Below are 16,734 nucleotides of genomic sequence, written 5' to 3' on the forward strand. Positions count from 1 at the left end.
CCCACGGGCAAAATCTGCGTAAAGCCGGACTCCACCAACCTCTTCGCAAATCCTATGGATACCCTAGCCGCCGGCGTCACCCAGCTGCGCATTCAGCGCTTTGTCAACGTTTACTTCGTCGAAACCGGCACGCCCGGCGAGTGGGTCCTTATTGATACCGGGTTGCCCGGCAGCAAGAAAACCATCCTCGACGCCGCCGACAAGCTGTTCTACCCCGGCTCTCATCCCGAAGCCATCATCCTCACCCACGGCCACCTCGACCACCTCGGCTCGGCCAAGGAGCTGGCCGACCACTGGAACGTGCCCGTCATCGTGCACCCGCTGGAACTGCCCTACGTGACGGGCCAAGCCCAGTACCCGCCCCGCGACCCCACCGTGGGCGGCTCGCTGGCCTTCATGAGCCGCTTTTTCCCCTCGCAGCTGCCCAACCTTGAAGGCCGCGTGCAGGCCCTTGATGCCGACGACCCGTCCACCCCATTCCTTATGAATTGGCGTTGGTTCCACGTGCCAGGCCACGCACCGGGCCAACTGGCCTTCTTCCGCGAAGCCGACCGGGTGTTGATTGGCGGTGATGCTTTTGCCACCTGCCACCACGACTCAGTACCCGCCGTGTTGCTGGGCTTGCCCAAAATCAGCCGCGCCGGCACACCGTTTAACTACGATTGGGAAGCCGCCCGTCAGTCTGTCCAAACCCTGGCTGCGCTGGCACCAAAAGCCATTGGCTGCGGCCACGGCCCGGTCATCATCGGCCCGCAAGCCGCCGCTGGCCTGCAAGCACTGGCCGATAATTACCCTATTCCAGCGCACGGCCGCTACGTGAGCGAGCCCGCCCGCACCGATGCCAGCGGCGTGGAGCACCTGCCGCCCGCACCCAAGGATAAGCTGCCGATGCAGGCGGCCATCATCGGCACCGGTATTCTGGCAGCGGGTGCGGCCTGGTTGCTCACTGGCGGCCGGCGCAAAAGCGCCAGTATCAAGGCATCGAAGAAGTATCAGCAAGCTTACAAAGCAGCATCTAAAAGAGCTGGCGGCTACCAGTCGCCCACGCCTCCGCCTCCGCTGTATCGGGGCGGCGTGGGCAGCTAGCCTGACGGGTAATAAAGCGCCCTTACACGCAGAAGAGGTGTTCCAAATCCCAGGGTGGGCTTCGGAACACCTCTTCTGCGTGTAAGATGACACTGTCTCCTGCGTATCAGGCACTGTGTTTGTCAGGAAGCCAATTCTTCTCCAAGCGCTGCTCCAGCTACCTTCGGGCACCGCTTCGCCGTGACTTCACCCTTGCCAACTCTTGATGCGCTGTTTCCTTTTGCATTCGATGCCGACCGGTAGTGCCTTGTTACTAATAGCGCTGCTTTCCGGAACTGCCCGTGCCCAAACGGCCCGGCCCCTGCCCAACTTTTTTACCACCTACACCTATACGGCCTACACCGTGTACGACACCACCAGCACCGACCCGCCCACGGTGGTGCGCGGTGTGGGCGGCACCCTCACCCTGAATTCGACGGGTAGCTACGCCAAGCGCCTCAGCATCGCGGGCAACAACGGCCCGATGCTGTTCAAGCAGGACGGCACTTTCACCCTGACCGGCGACAGCATCCGCTTTGCCTTCCGCGACCAGAAAGGGGCTGATGTGCAGCGCGGCACCTTCCGCTTCAACCCCACCACGCGGCAGCTCATCATCACCATCCTGGGCTACCCCGCCGGCAACCGGGGCGTGTACGAGCTGGTAGCTCCCGAGCCTCAGCCGAAAGCCCCTGCCGTTAATATCAGCAAAAAGCGGCGCCGCTAGCCCTAGCTGCGGTTGGCATTTGGCTCCCCCCGCGCCTTCTGGCTAACTTGCGGCCCGTTTCGCCCAAACTTTTGTGGCAAACCCCGCGCAGCGCTGGCTTCGCGCCCTTTATTCATTCAATTACTCAGTTACTCAGTCACAGCACATGGGACGCGCATTCGAATTTCGCAAAGGCCGCAAAATGAAGCGGTGGGATAAAATGTCGAAAGACTTCACCCGCATCGGCAAAGAAATCGTGATGGCCGTGAAGGAAAACGGCCCCAACCCCGACACCAACGCCCGCCTGCGTGCCGCCATGCAGAATGCCAAAGGCGTGAACATGCCCAAAGACCGGGTGGAAGCCGCCGTGAAGCGCGCCAGCAGCAAGGAGGAAAAAGACTACGCCGAAGTGGTGTACGAAGGCTACCTGCCCCACGGCGTGGCCGTCGTCATCGAAACTGCGACCGACAACCCCACCCGCACCGTGAGCAACGTGCGCCTCATCTTTAACCGCAACGAGGGCACGCTGGGCACCGCCGGCAGCAGCGACTACACCTTTACACGCAAGGGCGTATTCAAACTGGCCGCCGAGGGCCTCGACCGTGACGAGCTGGAGCTGGAGCTCATCGACTTCGGTGCTGAGGACGTGTACGAAACCACCGAGGAAGACGAGCACGGCGCCGAGCACAAGTACATCGTGGTCGAAACCGCCTTCACCGATTTCGGCCAGATGCAGAAAGCACTCGAAGCCCAGGGCCGCCATGTGGTCAGCGTCAACCTGCAGCGCGTGCCCAACACCACCGTCACCCTTACCGACGAGCAGCTCGACGAAATCATGACCATCATCGAGAAGTTCGAAGACGACGAGGACGTGCAGGCCGTGTACCACACCGTGGGCTAAGGCCAGCGGCCCTTCAGCACTTTCATAGAACGTCATGCTAAGCGGCACCGAAACACCTCTACCGCGCAGGTAATCTATTTACCTCTGCGGTAGAGGTGCTTCGGTGCCGCTCAGCATGACGTTCTCTTTTAACCTATTTCCGCCGTCCATGTTGCCTTCTGCCCCGCCCCTCGCCTATCGCCCCGGACTCAATGGCATCCGGGCCATCTGCGTGTGGTTGGTCATCCTGGCGCACTGGGTCCGTCCGCCTTTTCCCATTGGGGAGATGGGGCGCATCCCATTCTTCGTCCTCAGCGGCTACCTCATTTCGGGCATCATCTGGAAGAAAAAGGTATACCCGGGCGCGCCCGGCACGTGGCTGCAGCGGCTCGGCACGTTCTACAAGCGGCGGATGCTGCGCATTCTGCCACCCTATTATATGGCTTTGGCCCTCGGCGCATTGCTGCCCCTGGCCACGCTGCGCGAGTACCCGGCCTGGTTTCTGCTCCCGGTTTCCAACATGCTGTTCTACCGCCTCCACCACTGGGGCGAGGGCGTGGGCCACTACTGGACCATGGCCGTTGATGAGCAATTCTACTTGCTTTGGCCGTTGCTGTTGGCTGTGGTGGGCCGACGAGCCGGCTGGCTGCTCGTGGTGGCCATAGCCAGCCTCGTTTTCCGCATCGTCTGGACCACCTGGGTCACGTCCGATTTCGTGTTTGTCCTGCTGCCCTCCTGCCTCGATATGTTCGCTCTCGGGGCTCTGCTCAGCCTCATCGAGCACCAGCCGTGGGTGCAGCAACTTGCCCGGGGCCGCTGGGTGCTAATGGCCTGGGTTGGTTGGTCGGCCCTGTGGGCAGCCCTCCACCTGAGCGGCGCGCATGAAGCTTGGTTGCTAGTATCTACCAGCGCCGGCAGCCTCGCCTCCGCCTTCACCCTAAACTGGGCTATCCAGCAGCCTGCAGGCACCCTAACCGGTAGTGCCCGCCTATTGCTCTCGCCAGCGCTCCAATGGGTAGGCGTGCGCAGCTATGGTTGCTACCTATACCATTTGCTGCTGGTGGTGTTCTACCAACGGGCCGTCTTCCGCCTCTTTCCCGGCACCGAAACCCGTCAGCTTTGGCTCAGCCCGTGGCTTACGGTGCTACTGCTCACCCCGGTTCTGCTGGTGCTTGCCGCCGCCTCCTGGCACTGGCTGGAGGCCCCGTTGAACAGGTGGAAGGACCGGCTGGCGTATTCATAAGCCATCGACAGCTATTCCAAATTATTTTATGAAACCGTATATTATTCTCAAATGGATTCTATTAGTACTCGTGCTTTGGGTCTTTACTCACTCCGCATATACTATTATAGATGGCTTAAGTGATGATGGCAAAATAGCCGATATCGCCGTCATATTAGGCAATAAGGTCAACGAAGACGGGACTTTATCGAACAGATTAAAGAAGCGGATGAATTGCGGATTAAAGCTCTACTTAAATGGAAGAGCAAGAAAGCTAATCGTCAGCGGTGGCCTTGGGAAAGAAGGTTTTCTGGAAGGCGACAAAATGAAAGCCTTCTTGACAAATAATGGTGTACCTGATTCGGCAATAATTGTTGACAACCATGGCGATAACACACTTGCAACCGTAAAAAATACGCTCCGATTAAAAGATAGCCTGCACTTCAAAAGCGTAATTATTGTCTCCCAGTATTTCCATTTGACAAGAACGAAAATGTTATTCCGGAAACAACACTTCGCTAATATCAGCAGTATAAGTCCTATCTATTTCGAACCAAGGGATACGTACTCCCTACTACGTGAATTTCTTGCTTATTACATCGAATAAAAAATGCCGCTACAGAGAAGTCCTGTAGCGGCATTTTTATTCGAGAAAGTAATTAACTAGTCTACATTGTCGTGCAGAAACCGGTTATCGCCCAGTAATTCATTATCATCTGATAAATTAAACCGGGAAATGTTCTGGGCCGAGCTGGGCTCTACGTTTTCCAGTTTCACCTGACGGCGCAGGTAAGCGGGCGTGTCGTATTGGGCCACTGCCTCGGGCGGCAGGCCGTTGCTTAGTTCCTGCAAGCGGCGGCGACGCTCCAGCGCCTGGGCATCCATGGCAGGACGCGGGCGGTGTGCTTCGGGCGCAGGGGCAGGCGTGTTGTTCGACGTCAGAACCGGCTCGCCGGGGGCCGTGGCGGGGATGCCGGCCAGCGGTGGCGCCGTATGCGCCGAAGGGCCGTTTAGGTCAAATGTCACCCGGGCTGGCTCAGGGCTGCCAAAGCTGGGCACGAAAGGAGCCGTAGTAGGAGCCGATGTGGGGGCGGCATCTGGCTGAGGCGTGGTCGCTACCGGGGCCGGAGCTACAATAGGCTCACTAGCACCACCCGCAGTGGGTGTCGTGATGGAATGGGCCTCGCGGGCAAATCCGGTGGCAATTACCGTCACCCGAATGCTCTGACCCAGTGTGTCATCCACACCGTGCCCGAAAATCATTTCCGCGTCCTGACCGGCTTTCTCCTGGATGTACTCCGTGATTTCCGTCAGCTCGTCCATTTCCAGTTCGTGCTCCACGCCCGACATGATGGAGAGCAGAATGCGCTGTGCTCCGTGAATGTCGGTGTTGTTGAGCAGTGGTGAGTTCAGCGCTTCCTCGGCGGCGCGGCGGGCGCGGTTTTCGCCTTCGGTCACGCTGCTGCCCATTACGGCGGCTCCGCTGTCCTTCATCACCGTTTTCACATCTTCAAAGTCCACGTTCACATCGGCCGTCACCGTGATGATTTCGGCAATGGACTTGGCGGCCGTGGTCAGCACCGTATCCGCTTTCGCGAAGGCGGCGCCCATGGTCAGGTTACCGTAAATCTGGGGCAGCTTGTCGTTCAGAATTACCAGCACCGTATCGCAGTGCTCGCTCAGCGCCTTTATGCCTTCTTCAGCCTGCTGACGCTTTTTCTTGCCCTCGAACATGAACGGAGCCGTCACGATGCCCACGGTCAGGATACCCAGCTCCTGCGCAACCTGCGCAATAACCGGGGCCGCGCCTGTGCCGGTACCGCCGCCCATCCCAGCCGTAATGAACAGCATTTTGGTGCCGTGGTTGAGCAAGTCGCGGATTTGTTCCTTGCTCTCGATGGCGGCCTGGCGGCCGCGTTCGGGCTTGGCACCCGCGCCGAGGCCCTCGGTCAGGTCCACGCCAATTTGCAGCTTATTGGGCACCGTAGAGCTTTGCAGCGCCTGGTGGTCGGTGTTGCAGATGATAAACTCCACGTCCTTGATGCCCTGCTTGTGCATGTGCTTCACGGCATTGGAGCCACCGCCGCCAACCCCAATCACCTTGATGATGGACTTGTTCTGGGCGGGAATGTCAAATTTGTAATTCATATGAATTCATTTAACATTTATCAGCTAACATTTAACATTTTCAGCAAAGACGGATTCATCTAAAACCAAGAACGTCAACTGTTAAATGATAAATGATAATTGTTAAATGATTTAGTACTGTTTATCGTCGTAATCGTCAATCAGCAGGCCTTTGGTGCGGCTGATGATGTCCTTGAAGAAACGGCTGGCAGCACCGGGCTCCTTTGGCTTGGCTGGCGTGGGCGCAGGGGCCGGAGCAGGCGGTGTTACGGCACGAGCTTCAACAACCGGCGCAGGGGCTGGCTGCGGCACAACTGGCGCGGCGTAGTAGGCAGGTGCAACGGGCTGCTCCTCTTCGTAGCTGGGGCGCGATACCTGACGCTCGTCGAGCGAGTGGTAGCCCGACAGCACGAGGCCCACCGTAGTGGCATACATTGGCGATTTCACCGCTTCAATACGGCTCTTGCCGAGGTGCTGATTGGGGTAGCCAATGCGGGTATCGAGGCCCGTGATGTACTCCGTGAGCTGCTCCAAATTCTGGAGCTGTGAACCGCCGCCCGTGAGCACGATGCCAGCCGACAGCTTGTCGTGCAGCCCCATGCGGTAGATTTCGGCGTACACCAGTTCCATAATTTCCGACATACGGGCCTCGATGATGTACGCCAGGTTTTTCAGCGATACCTCTTTCGGCGCGCGGTTGGGCAGGCCGGGGATGCTCACGATTTCGTAGTCGCTGGCTTCCTGGGCAATGGCTTTGCCAAACTTCACTTTCAATTGCTCGGCTTGGCCGGGAGCCACATTGCAGCCTGCTTTGATGTCCTGCGTGATGATGTTGCCACCGAACGGCAGCACCGCGGCGTGCCGAATGATGCCATCTTTGAAGATAGCCAAATCGGTGGTACCGCCACCGATGTCAATCAGGGCTACGCCGGCTTCTTTCTCCTCTTCCGAGAGGATGGACATGGAGCTGGCCAACGGTTCCAGAATCAGGTCGGCGATTTCGAGGCCGGCCTTGGTCACGCATTTGTTGATGTTGTTGATGGCCGTGCTCTGGGCCGTGATGATGTGGAAATTGCCTTCCAGGCGCACGCCTTCGTAGCCCACGGGGTCGGAAATGCCTTCCTCGTAGTCTACTTTGTAGTCCTGGGGCATCACGTGGATGATTTGGGAGCCGGGCTGGGTCACGAGGCGGTACATGTCCTGCGTGAGACGGGCCACGTCGTCCGGGCCGATAGTGTCGTGCGAGTTGCGGGTGATGCTGCCGTTGTGCTGAAGACTCTTGATATGTTGGCCGGCAATGCCGACGTTTACCACTCCAATGCTAATTCCGGATTGTTCTTCGGCCTGCCGAATGGCCCGTTTAATGGCGTCTACTGTTTTATCGATGTTGAGCACGATGCCGCGCGAAACCCCTTCCGACACAGCTTTGCCCATGCCCAGGATTTCGAGTTTACCGAATTCGTTTTTGCGGCCCACTAGGGCACAGATTTTTGTGGTACCAATGTCGAGCCCGACGACGATTTTGTCTTGTTGCATGTGAAGCGGTGCTGGCGAGCAGTGAAGATGCGTGGGTTGGGAAGTAAGTTTTCTTGGCTTTACAGCCTATGTTTCAGCGAATTACTATTCGCAAATAATCTGATTCTGGTATTCGACGTTTACGCGGTGGTAAGTATCCCACCCCAAAACTGACGGAATTTGACGGTAAAATACCATAAGCTTAGCGAATTTTTCGGAAATATTTTCGGGCGGCCCGAATTCAATACGTTGGTCGCCTACCTGCTGCGTGAACGACAGCTTGCCGCCCGGCTCAATAAACACCTCCGAAACCTGGGCCTTCCAGAATTCATGCTCGTCTACGTAGCGCAAAAACTCTAGATACCGCCTCCCGACACTATCTTGAAAAAATCCAGATGGCACACTGGCGCCTCCAGGCCGTGTTACCGTGGCTACCCGGGCCGTAAACAAGGGTGAAAGCGGCAGAGAATGGCCCTCGGCATCGAGGTAGGTATCGAGGCGGGTGTCGGAGTGCGTGAGGCGGGCAATGGGCCGGTTCTGGCGCACATCGGCATGCAGATTACCGGCCAGGTCGCGGTACACCTGAGCGTCGCGCACGAAGGGATGAGCCTTCAGGCGGGCCTCTAGTTCGCGCAGGCGCGGGCCTTCGGGACGGGAGCCCAGCACAGGCTCTTTGCCGCCCTTGGTAAGCAGGGCCGTAACGCCGCGCTCGCTGATAAAATAATTATCGAACTCGTTGGCAATGTTTACCTTGACGGAGTCGACCGGGCGCGTGGCCTGGCGCACTGCCGCAAACACGCCTAGCCCAATCAGCACCAGCAGGCAGGCCGAAGCAACAAGTAAATTTCTAACGGTGCGGTCCAAAGGATTGGGAGAGCTAGTTAAATGGAATACCTGTCATGCTACGCATTATGCTCGATTCGCAGAATGCGCAGCATGGCAGTTGATTGAGGGGCGACAATTACTTCCACCGCTCGCTGAGCAGCAGTTTCAATTGGGGCACTAGTGTATCGATGTCGCCGGCTCCTACTGTGGCCAGCACGTCGAAGGAATTGTCGGTTTGGGCGGCGGCCAGCACCTGCGCTTTGGTGACAATGGCCTTGGTCGGCGCGGTGATGTCGGCCAGCAGAATTTCGGAGGTGATGCCGGGTAATGGCTTCTCGCGGGCTGGGTAAATATCCAACAAAAACACCTCATCTGCAATACTTAAGCTTTTAGAAAAGCCTTCGGCAAAGTCGCGGGTACGGGTGAAAAGATGGGGCTGAAAAACGACGCGCAACCGCTTGCCCGGATACAGTGCCCTGACGGAACGCAGGAAGGCCTCAATTTCGCGTGGATGATGGGCGTAATCGTCTAAATAAACATTTTCTGACGTGGTCGCAACGAACTCAAAACGCCGTTTCACGCCTTGGTACGCTGCTACAGCAGCCCGCATTTTTGCTTCGCTTACACCCTGAATTTGCGCCACTGCTGCAGCGGCGAGCATGTTTTCTACATTGTGGAAGCCGGGCACAGCCAATTCCAAGTCATTTACCGGCCCGTTTGGGCCCTGCAAATCAAAATGAAACTGGTGGCCCTGCGCCGTAATGTTGGCAGCAAATAGTTCGGGCCCCTGCTCCTGATTGAGACCGTAGCGGATGACACGGGTGCCAGCCGGCACGGCAGCGGCCACGCTCGGGTGCGCGGTGTGGTTGACGAGCAGCGTGCCGCCGGGCTTAATCTGAGCCACAAACTGGCGAAACGACTCAATTAGCGCGTTTTGGTCGCCGTAGATGTCGAGGTGGTCGGCATCGGTACTCGTGACGATGGCCACGTCGGGAAACAGTGTCAGGAAGCTGCGGTCGTACTCGTCGGCTTCTACTACGATGGGCGCTTCGGAGCTGGCCGGCAGCAGCAGGTTGTTGCCCAGGTTTACGGAGATGCCACCCAGAAAAGCGCCGGCGTCGAGGCCGGCGTGGTGCAGCAGGTGCGCCACCATGCTGCTGGTGGTGGTTTTGCCGTGGGTGCCGGCTACCGCGATGGTGTAGCGGCCTTGGGTCAGCACACCCAGCACCTGGCTGCGCTTCCGGATGTCAAAGCCTTCGGCGCGCAGCCATGCCCACTCCACGCTTTCAGCTGGGATGGCCGGCGTCAGCACGACCAGCGTTTGCTCCCTGTTTTCACGGACTTCAAGCGGGATGTTATCGACGGCATCAACGTAATGGACCGCGATGCCTTCCGCGCTTAGCGCCTGTGTTAGGGGCGTTTCGGTCTTGTCGTAACCGCTCACCTGGTGACCATTGGCCTGAAACCAACGAGCCAGGGCCGACATGCCGATGCCGCCGATGCCGAGAAAGAAAACGTAGGGAAACTGCTTCAATTTTATGCTTGGTATAGCTACTCAAAACGTCGTGCTGCGCACAGCACGACGTGCTTTTAGGTCTGTTTGTCCATCTATCGTTTTACCAGCTTCAACAGCTCGTCGACGATGGTAATGGTGGCATCGGGGCGGGCCAGCTCGCGCACGCGGGTGCTGAGCTGCTGTTGACGCTCGGGGTCGGCGAGGAGGCGCAGGGCTTCGTCGTAGAGGCGTGCGGGAGCGTGCTCATCGGTGATGAGCACGGCGGCCCCTTTGCTAACCAGCGCCAGGGCATTTTTGGTCTGGTGGTCTTCGGCTACGTTGGGCGAGGGCACCAGAATGCTGGCCTTGCCCGTGAGGCATAGCTCAGACACGGACAGGGCTCCGGCGCGGCTGATGACGACATCGGCGGCGGCGTAGGCCAGGTCCATGCGTTGGATGAATTCGAGGGCGTGCAAGCCGTTGGCTTGGTCGGCTTGCTGCTGGGCTTCGGGAAAGTAGAGCTTGCCGGTTTGCCAGAGCAGCTGGATGCCGGCTTCCCGCAGGTGTGTCAGGGCAGCGGCCGTAGCTTGGTTGAGGGTGCGGGCTCCGAGGCTGCCACCAATTACCAGCAGGGTTTGCTTGCTGGGGTCGAGACCGAAGAAACGCTGGGCTTCGACGCGGTTGCCGCTGGCAATTTCGGTGCGGACGGGGTTGCCGGTAAGAACGAGCTTATCAGCAGGGAAGAACTTCTCCATGCCGTCGTAGGCCACGCAGATTTTATTCACTCTCTTGGCCAGCAGCTTGTTCACCAAGCCAGCGTAGGAGTTCTGCTCCTGGATGAGCGAGGGAATGGCCCGCGAGGTAGCGGCCAGCAGCACCGGGGCCGAGGCGTAGCCCCCCACGCCTACCACCGCATCGGGCCGAAACTCTTCAATCAGCTTGCCGGCTTTGCGCACCGAGCGGAATACACGCACCGGAAACATCAGATTTTGCGGCGTGAGACGCCGTTGCAAACCCGTAATATCAAGGCCCACAATTTTGTAGCCGGCTTCGGGTACGCGCGTCATTTCCATGCGCCCATTGGCCCCCACGAACAAGATTTCAGCCTCTGGCAGACGGCGACGCAACTCATTGGCAATGGCCACCGCCGGGAAAATATGCCCGCCCGTGCCGCCGCCGGAGATGATAAAACGAAGTGGGGAATTGGTCATTGATAGCAGGGCGTCGGGCTAAGCGTGGCCTTATGTTTGGCTTAACCGTTGTTTTTCATTGTTAGGAAATTAGGCATACGCCGCCCGTTGACTGGGGATGCGGGCCGTGTCCTCGGGCTCGCCGGTCATGGGACGAAGCTCGCGTTCACCGCGGCTCACAGCCAGAATGATGCCGATGCTAATACCAGTGAAAATGAGCGAGGTACCACCCATACTCAGCAGCGGTAGCGGCAGGCCGGTGATGGGACCCAGCCCGACGGCCACGCCCATGTTCACCAGCGCCTGCAAGACAAGGCTGAAGCTGAGCCCTGCCGAAAGCAGCCCACCGAAAGCCCCATAGCTGTTCATCACCGTTTTCAGCCCTCGATAGAGAAAGGCCAGGTAGAGGAATAGCACGACGGCGCCGCCCAGCAGGCCATATTCTTCGATGATGACGGCGTAGATGAAGTCAGAATATGGGTGCGGCAGGATGTTACGCTCGGTGCTTTTACCCGGGCCTTTGCCGGCGATACCACCGGTGGCAATGGCAATGAACGAGTGCTCGAGTTGAAATGGGGTTTTCTTGGTTTTGTCGGCGAAGTTGGTTACGCGGGATATCACCGTGCCCAGGCGCTGCCCGGCCGCCAGCCCCGCGCCGCCCAGCACCACGCCAATGCCCACCATCACGGCCATGTGCTTGAGGGGTACCCGGCCGATGAACATCAGCAGCATGCAGGTGGCGAACAGCAGCAGCGCCGTAGAGGCATTGCTCAGGATAATCAAGCCACAGATGGCTCCTACCCAAAGCATTACCGGCAGCAGTGTCGATTTGAAGTCGTCCAAATGCTGCTGCCGACGGCTAAGCATGCTGGCAAGGTGCGAAATCAGGGCCAGCTTGGCCAAGTCGGAGGGCTGGAACGTCTGGTTGATAACCGGAATGGTCATCCAGCGCGACGCGCCGTTGATGTCGCCGCCCATGAAGAAGGTGAAGAGCAGCAGCGGTACCGAAACCAGCAGCGCATACAGCGACAGGCGCGAGTAATGCCGGTAGTCGATACGGTGGGCCAGCCACATACAGCCCAACCCCATCAGAATCAAGCTGGTGTGTTTGAAAAGAAAGGCTTCGGTGTTGCCGTTCATCTTCTTGTAGGCCAGCGTGCCGGTGGCCGAATACACCACGGCAATGCTGATGAACGAGAACAGCAGCACGATGGCCCACAGAATGGGGTCGCCTTTGAGGTTGCGTTGCAGCCAGTTTTTCATAATCGGGGACGTTAAAACTGATTTCTCGAATTAGGCTTGAGTTGGCCCGTTTTGGTGGAGCGCCTGCACGGCAGCAGCAAACTGCCGGCCCCGGTCTTCGTAGTTTTTAAACAGGTCGAAGCTGGCGCAGCATGGCGAGAGCAGCACCACGTCGCCGGGAGCAGCGTGGGCCGTCGCACGGGCCACGGCATCGGCCATGCTTTGGGTTTCCTCCACGTGGGGCACAAGGTCGTCGAAGCTGGCGCGGAGCTTGGCATTGTCGACACCCAGGCAGATGAGGGCCTTCACGCGGCGCTCGGCCAGGTTGAGCAGGCTGCTGTAGTCGTTGCCCTTATCAGTGCCGCCGGCAATCCAGACGATGGGCTGGTGGATGCCATCCAGAGCATACCAGGCGGCTTCCACATTGGTGGCCTTGCTGTCGTTGATGTAGCGGGCGCCATTGACTTCGCCCACCAGCTGCAGGCGGTGGTCGGCATTCTGGAACGTGGCCAGGGCCGCTTCAATCTGGCTGATTTCGAGGCCGGCTACGCGGGCAGCCAGCACCGCCGCTAGCGTATTCTGCCGGTTGTGCTGGCCGATGAGGGGCGAATTGGCCGTGCTAAGCTCCACGCCGTCCTCGGCGAGGCCCGGCGCCAGATTGGTGCAGAGCAAGTCTTCGGCCACGTAGTAGCCGGCCAGGTGTACATCGTGCCGGTGGTGCAGGCTGAACGGCAGCTGGCGCGTTTGCAGAAAGGCCGACTGGAAATACTTGTTCGTCACCTCGTCGTCGGCATTGTAGATGAATGCGCCGCTACTGTCCAGATTGCGCGTGATACGCAGCTTGGCCTGCGCGTAGCTCTCAAGCGAGTAGCCGTAGCGGTCGAGGTGGTCGGGAGTGATGTTGAGCAGGATGGCAATCCAAGGCTGAAATTCGTGAGTATCGTCCAGCTGGAAGCTGCTCAGCTCCACCACGTAGTAGTCGAATTTATCCTCAATCACCTGCTCGGCCAGCGAGTAGCCCACATTGCCGGCCAGGCCCACGCTCAGGCCGGCCTCTTTCAGCAAGTGGTAGGTGAGCAGCGTGGTAGTGGTTTTGCCGTTGGTGCCCGTGATGCAGATGCACTTGGCCTTGGTATAGCGGCCAGCAAATTCGATTTCGGAGATAATGGGAATGTTTTTCTCGCGCAATGCCTGAATGACCGGCGCTTTCTCGGGAATGCCTGGGCTTTTGATGACTTCATCGGCTTGCAGAATGCGCTCCAGCGTGTGCTGGCTTTCCTCGAATTCGATGCCGGCCTGGGTTAGCTGCTGCTTGTAATCGGGCTGAATGGCCCCGCGGTCCGACACGAATACGGTGTGGCCTTTGGCCTGTGCCAGCAAGGCTGCGCCGACGCCGCTTTCGGCGGCTCCGAGGATAACGATATTTTTTTTGTCTGTCATGCTGAGCCAAGCGAAGCATCTTATCACGTTAGGTTTTACACCAAGCAGCGCGACCGTGATAAGGTCCTTCGCTCCGCTCAGGATGATAAGCGTTTTTTAGCGCAGCTTCAACGTAACCAAAGTAATGACTGCCAGCATGATGCCTACAATCCAGAAGCGCGACACGATTTTGGATTCGTGGTAGCCTAGCTTCTGGTAGTGGTGGTGCAGCGGTGACATGCGCAGCAGGCGGCGGCCTTCACCGTACTTTTTGCGCGTGTACTTGAAATAGCTGACCTGTACGATAACCGACAGGTTTTCAATCAGGAATACGCCGCACAGCACCGGAATCAGCAGTTCCTTGCGCACAATGAGGGCCAGCACGGCGATGATGCCGCCCAGCGCCAGCGAGCCGGTATCGCCCATGAAAACCTGGGCCGGGTAGCTGTTGTACCACAAAAAGCCGATGCAGGCGCCCACGAAGGCGGTACAGAAAATAACCAGCTCGCCCGAGTCGGGAATAAACATAACATCCAGATAATCAGCCAGTAGCGCGTTGCCGCTTACAAAGGCGAAAATGGCCAGTGTGATGCCGATAATGGCCGAAGTACCCGCCGCCAGTCCGTCGAGGCCGTCGGTGATGTTGGCGCCGTTGCTCACGGCCGTAATCAAAAAGATGACAATGGGGATGTAAAGGAAGCCGTAGAGGCCGTTGAAGAACGTGCCCGCCGTGGCGAATAAGTCGCCGTAGTTCAGCTCGTTATTTTTCATAAATGGCACCGTGGTAATCATCAGGTGCACGTCTTTGAATACTTTGCTGGCGTCCACCGCCGAGAATTGTCCGTTGGGCAGCAGGTACTCGCGCACCGTTACTTCGTTGCTGTAAAACAATACCCAACCCACCGTGATGCCAAGCCCCACCTGGCCCAGCACTTTGAACCGACCACTCAAGCCTTCCTTATTCTTGCGGAAGACCTTAATGTAGTCGTCCAGAAACCCAATCAAACCTAGCCATACCGTGCTAAGCAGCATGAGGATGATGTAGATATTACGAAGTCGGGCCAGCAATAGCACCGGCACCAGAATGGCCAGGATGATGATAAGACCACCCATTGTGGGCGTGCCTTTCTTCTCGTTCTGGCCTTGCAGGCCAAGGTCGCGGATGCTTTCGCCCACCTGTTTTTTTTGCAGCAGCCGGATGAGCCGGTGGCCAAACGTCTGAGCAATGAGCAGGGAAATAACCACCGCCAGCCCAGCCCGGAACGTGGTGTATTGGAACACCCCGGTGCCGGGCAGGTGGAAATGGTCGTGCAGGTAACGGAAGAGGTAAAAAAGCATTCGGGAGGGCTTTTAAAAGCCAGGCCGTCATGCTGAGCGCAGCCGAAGCATCTTGCGTGCAGCAGTAATCAAGGTCGATTGCAACGAAGCGGTAACAGTGCTTCGGCTGCGCTCAGCATGAGGGCCTATTTATTGAGTTCTGAAAAAATTTCGGTCAGCACCAGTTTGTCATCGAAGGGAGCTTTCACCCCGCGAATTTCCTGATAATTTTCGTGGCCTTTGCCCGCAACCAGCACAATGTCGTTGGGGCCGGCCAGGCTTACGGCCGTTGCGATGGCCTCACGACGGTCGGGCACGGTCTGCATTTTGGCCGAATCGGGGGCGGTGACTCCGGCCTGCATCTGGGCCAGAATTTCCAGCGGGTCCTCGAAACGAGGGTTATCGGAAGTCAGGATGACCTGGTTGGAAAGCCGCGCCGCCAGGTTGGCCATGATGGGGCGTTTGCCCGCATCGCGGTTGCCGCCGCAGCCCACCACCGTGATGATGTGCTGGCTGGGCTGGCGGATTTCGTGCAGCGTCTGGAGCACGTTCTCCAGCGCGTCGGGCGTGTGGGCGTAGTCGATAATGCCGGTAATGCGCTGGTTTTCGGACACCACCGGCTCGAAACGGCCGGGCGCAGTGGTCAGGCCCGAGAGGATGGTCAGGACTTCGGTGGGGTCCTCCCCTAGCAGCACCGCTGCGCCATACACGGCCAGCAGGTTATAGGCGTTGAACACCCCGATGAGGCGGAACAGGATTTCGCGGCCGTCGATTTCAAGGTGCAGGCCGTGTACCTCGTTGGCCACCAGCTTGGCACGGAAGGTAGCGGCCCCGCGCAGGGAGTAGGTTTCGCGGCGGGCGGTGGTGTTTTGCAGCATCACCGGGCCGCGCTTGTCGTCGGCGTTGGTAAGGGCAAAGGCCGTTTTGGGCAGCGCATCGAAAAAGCCCTTTTTGGCCTTCAGGTAGTTATCAAACGTGCCGTGGTAGTCCAGGTGGTCGTGGGTGAGGTTGGTGAACAGGCCGCCCGCGAAACGCAGGCCCGTGACGCGGTGCTGGGCCACGGCGTGGCTGCTCACCTCCATGCAGGCATGGGTGCAGCCGGCCGCCACCATGCGGGCCAGCAGCGCATTCAGGCGAATGGCGTCGGGCGTGGTGTGCGTGCTTGGAATCACTTCCTCATCAATCTGGTTCTGCACCGTGCTGAGCAAACCGCAGTGGTAGCCCAGCTCGCGCAACAGCTTGTGTAGTAGCGTGGCGCAAGTGGTTTTGCCGTTAGTACCCGTCACGCCCACCAGTTTCAGTTGCCGCGACGGATGCCCATGAAACGCGGCGGCCATGTGGCCCAGGGCCTTGGCGCTATCGGGTACCAGCACGTAGGCAGTGGCGGGGTTCAGCGTGGCCGGCAACTCTTCGCAGATAACCGCTGCAAGGCCCTTTTCTACCGCGCCCTCAACGAATTTGTGGCCATCGGTAGCAGTACCACGCAAGGCAAAAAACGCCACGCCTGGCCCTGCCTCCCGCGAATCGAGGGTGAGGCCAGTAATGGGCACATCGGTGGGGCCGTGCTGAGTAAGCACGGTTACGTCGGTGAGCAGGGAGAAGAGCGGGAGGAAAATCATATGAGCTTGCGCGGCCGTGGCACCTCTCCCCCGGTCCCGGTTCGCTTGAAGCGCGAAGCCAGAGGATAGGGAAACCTGACGATTGGGGACTACCTGGTTTGAGATGCTTGGTGAA

At 58.6% G+C, this 16,734-nt stretch carries 14 protein-coding genes; 5 read left to right on the top strand and 9 right to left on the bottom strand.

Translation table 11 applies throughout. From position 1 onward, the window contains the following. Positions 1-54 precede the first annotated feature (54 nt). The 5 genes from J4E00_RS02180 (at position 55) to J4E00_RS02200 (ending at position 4,477) form a co-directional block, all read left to right on the top strand. Entirely contained in the window at positions 55-1,086 is a 1,032-nt protein-coding gene (locus J4E00_RS02180) for an MBL fold metallo-hydrolase (protein ID WP_208173368.1), read from the top strand. Positions 1,087-1,291: 205 nt separating this feature from the next. After that, the gene (locus J4E00_RS02185) at positions 1,292-1,789 is read left to right on the top strand and encodes a hypothetical protein (protein WP_208173369.1); all 498 of its coding nucleotides are present in this window, start codon (positions 1,292-1,294) and stop codon (positions 1,787-1,789) included. Positions 1,790-1,934: 145 nt separating this feature from the next. Further along, complete coding sequence (locus tag J4E00_RS02190) at positions 1,935-2,669, top strand: YebC/PmpR family DNA-binding transcriptional regulator (protein WP_208173370.1); 735 nt, start codon at positions 1,935-1,937, stop codon at positions 2,667-2,669. Between the two features lie 148 nt (positions 2,670-2,817). Next, complete coding sequence (locus tag J4E00_RS02195) at positions 2,818-3,891, top strand: acyltransferase family protein (protein ID WP_208173371.1); 1,074 nt, start codon at positions 2,818-2,820, stop codon at positions 3,889-3,891. 28 nt (positions 3,892-3,919) lie between these two features. Then, positions 3,920-4,477, top strand: coding sequence for a YdcF family protein (locus tag J4E00_RS02200; protein WP_208173372.1), 558 nt, complete (start codon positions 3,920-3,922; stop codon positions 4,475-4,477). Between the two features lie 56 nt (positions 4,478-4,533). Here J4E00_RS02200 and ftsZ read toward each other — a convergent pair whose 3' ends face one another. From ftsZ to J4E00_RS02245, 9 genes are all read right to left on the bottom strand, one after another. Beyond that, on the bottom strand, positions 4,534-6,018 hold the full coding sequence (gene ftsZ, locus J4E00_RS02205; RefSeq protein ID WP_208173373.1) for a cell division protein FtsZ: 1,485 nt from the start codon (positions 6,016-6,018) through the stop codon (positions 4,534-4,536). 111 nt (positions 6,019-6,129) lie between these two features. Beyond that, on the bottom strand, positions 6,130-7,533 hold the full coding sequence (ftsA, locus tag J4E00_RS02210) for a cell division protein FtsA (protein ID WP_208173374.1): 1,404 nt from the start codon (positions 7,531-7,533) through the stop codon (positions 6,130-6,132). Between the two features lie 84 nt (positions 7,534-7,617). Beyond that, complete coding sequence (locus J4E00_RS02215) at positions 7,618-8,376, bottom strand: cell division protein FtsQ/DivIB (protein WP_208173375.1); 759 nt, start codon at positions 8,374-8,376, stop codon at positions 7,618-7,620. Between the two features lie 97 nt (positions 8,377-8,473). Beyond that, on the bottom strand, positions 8,474-9,871 hold the full coding sequence (gene murC / locus J4E00_RS02220) for a UDP-N-acetylmuramate--L-alanine ligase (protein ID WP_213017897.1): 1,398 nt from the start codon (positions 9,869-9,871) through the stop codon (positions 8,474-8,476). Positions 9,872-9,945: 74 nt separating this feature from the next. Continuing rightward, positions 9,946-11,043, bottom strand: a complete 1,098-nt coding sequence (murG, locus tag J4E00_RS02225; RefSeq protein ID WP_208173376.1) for an undecaprenyldiphospho-muramoylpentapeptide beta-N-acetylglucosaminyltransferase — start codon at positions 11,041-11,043, stop codon at positions 9,946-9,948. A gap of 69 nt (positions 11,044-11,112) precedes the next feature. Next, complete coding sequence (locus tag J4E00_RS02230; RefSeq protein ID WP_208173377.1) at positions 11,113-12,285, bottom strand: FtsW/RodA/SpoVE family cell cycle protein; 1,173 nt, start codon at positions 12,283-12,285, stop codon at positions 11,113-11,115. Between the two features lie 30 nt (positions 12,286-12,315). After that, a complete protein-coding gene (murD, locus tag J4E00_RS02235; protein ID WP_208173378.1) occupies positions 12,316-13,704 on the bottom strand; it encodes a UDP-N-acetylmuramoyl-L-alanine--D-glutamate ligase in 1,389 nt (462 codons plus the stop codon). A gap of 96 nt (positions 13,705-13,800) precedes the next feature. Beyond that, positions 13,801-15,021, bottom strand: coding sequence for a phospho-N-acetylmuramoyl-pentapeptide-transferase (mraY, locus tag J4E00_RS02240; RefSeq protein ID WP_208173379.1), 1,221 nt, complete (start codon positions 15,019-15,021; stop codon positions 13,801-13,803). 125 nt (positions 15,022-15,146) lie between these two features. Next, positions 15,147-16,619, bottom strand: coding sequence for a UDP-N-acetylmuramoyl-L-alanyl-D-glutamate--2,6-diaminopimelate ligase (locus J4E00_RS02245; RefSeq protein ID WP_208173380.1), 1,473 nt, complete (start codon positions 16,617-16,619; stop codon positions 15,147-15,149). Positions 16,620-16,734 lie beyond the last annotated feature (115 nt).

The sequence above is a fragment of the Hymenobacter negativus genome (assembly GCF_017571495.1).
In the GTDB taxonomy this organism is placed as follows: domain Bacteria; phylum Bacteroidota; class Bacteroidia; order Cytophagales; family Hymenobacteraceae; genus Hymenobacter; species Hymenobacter negativus.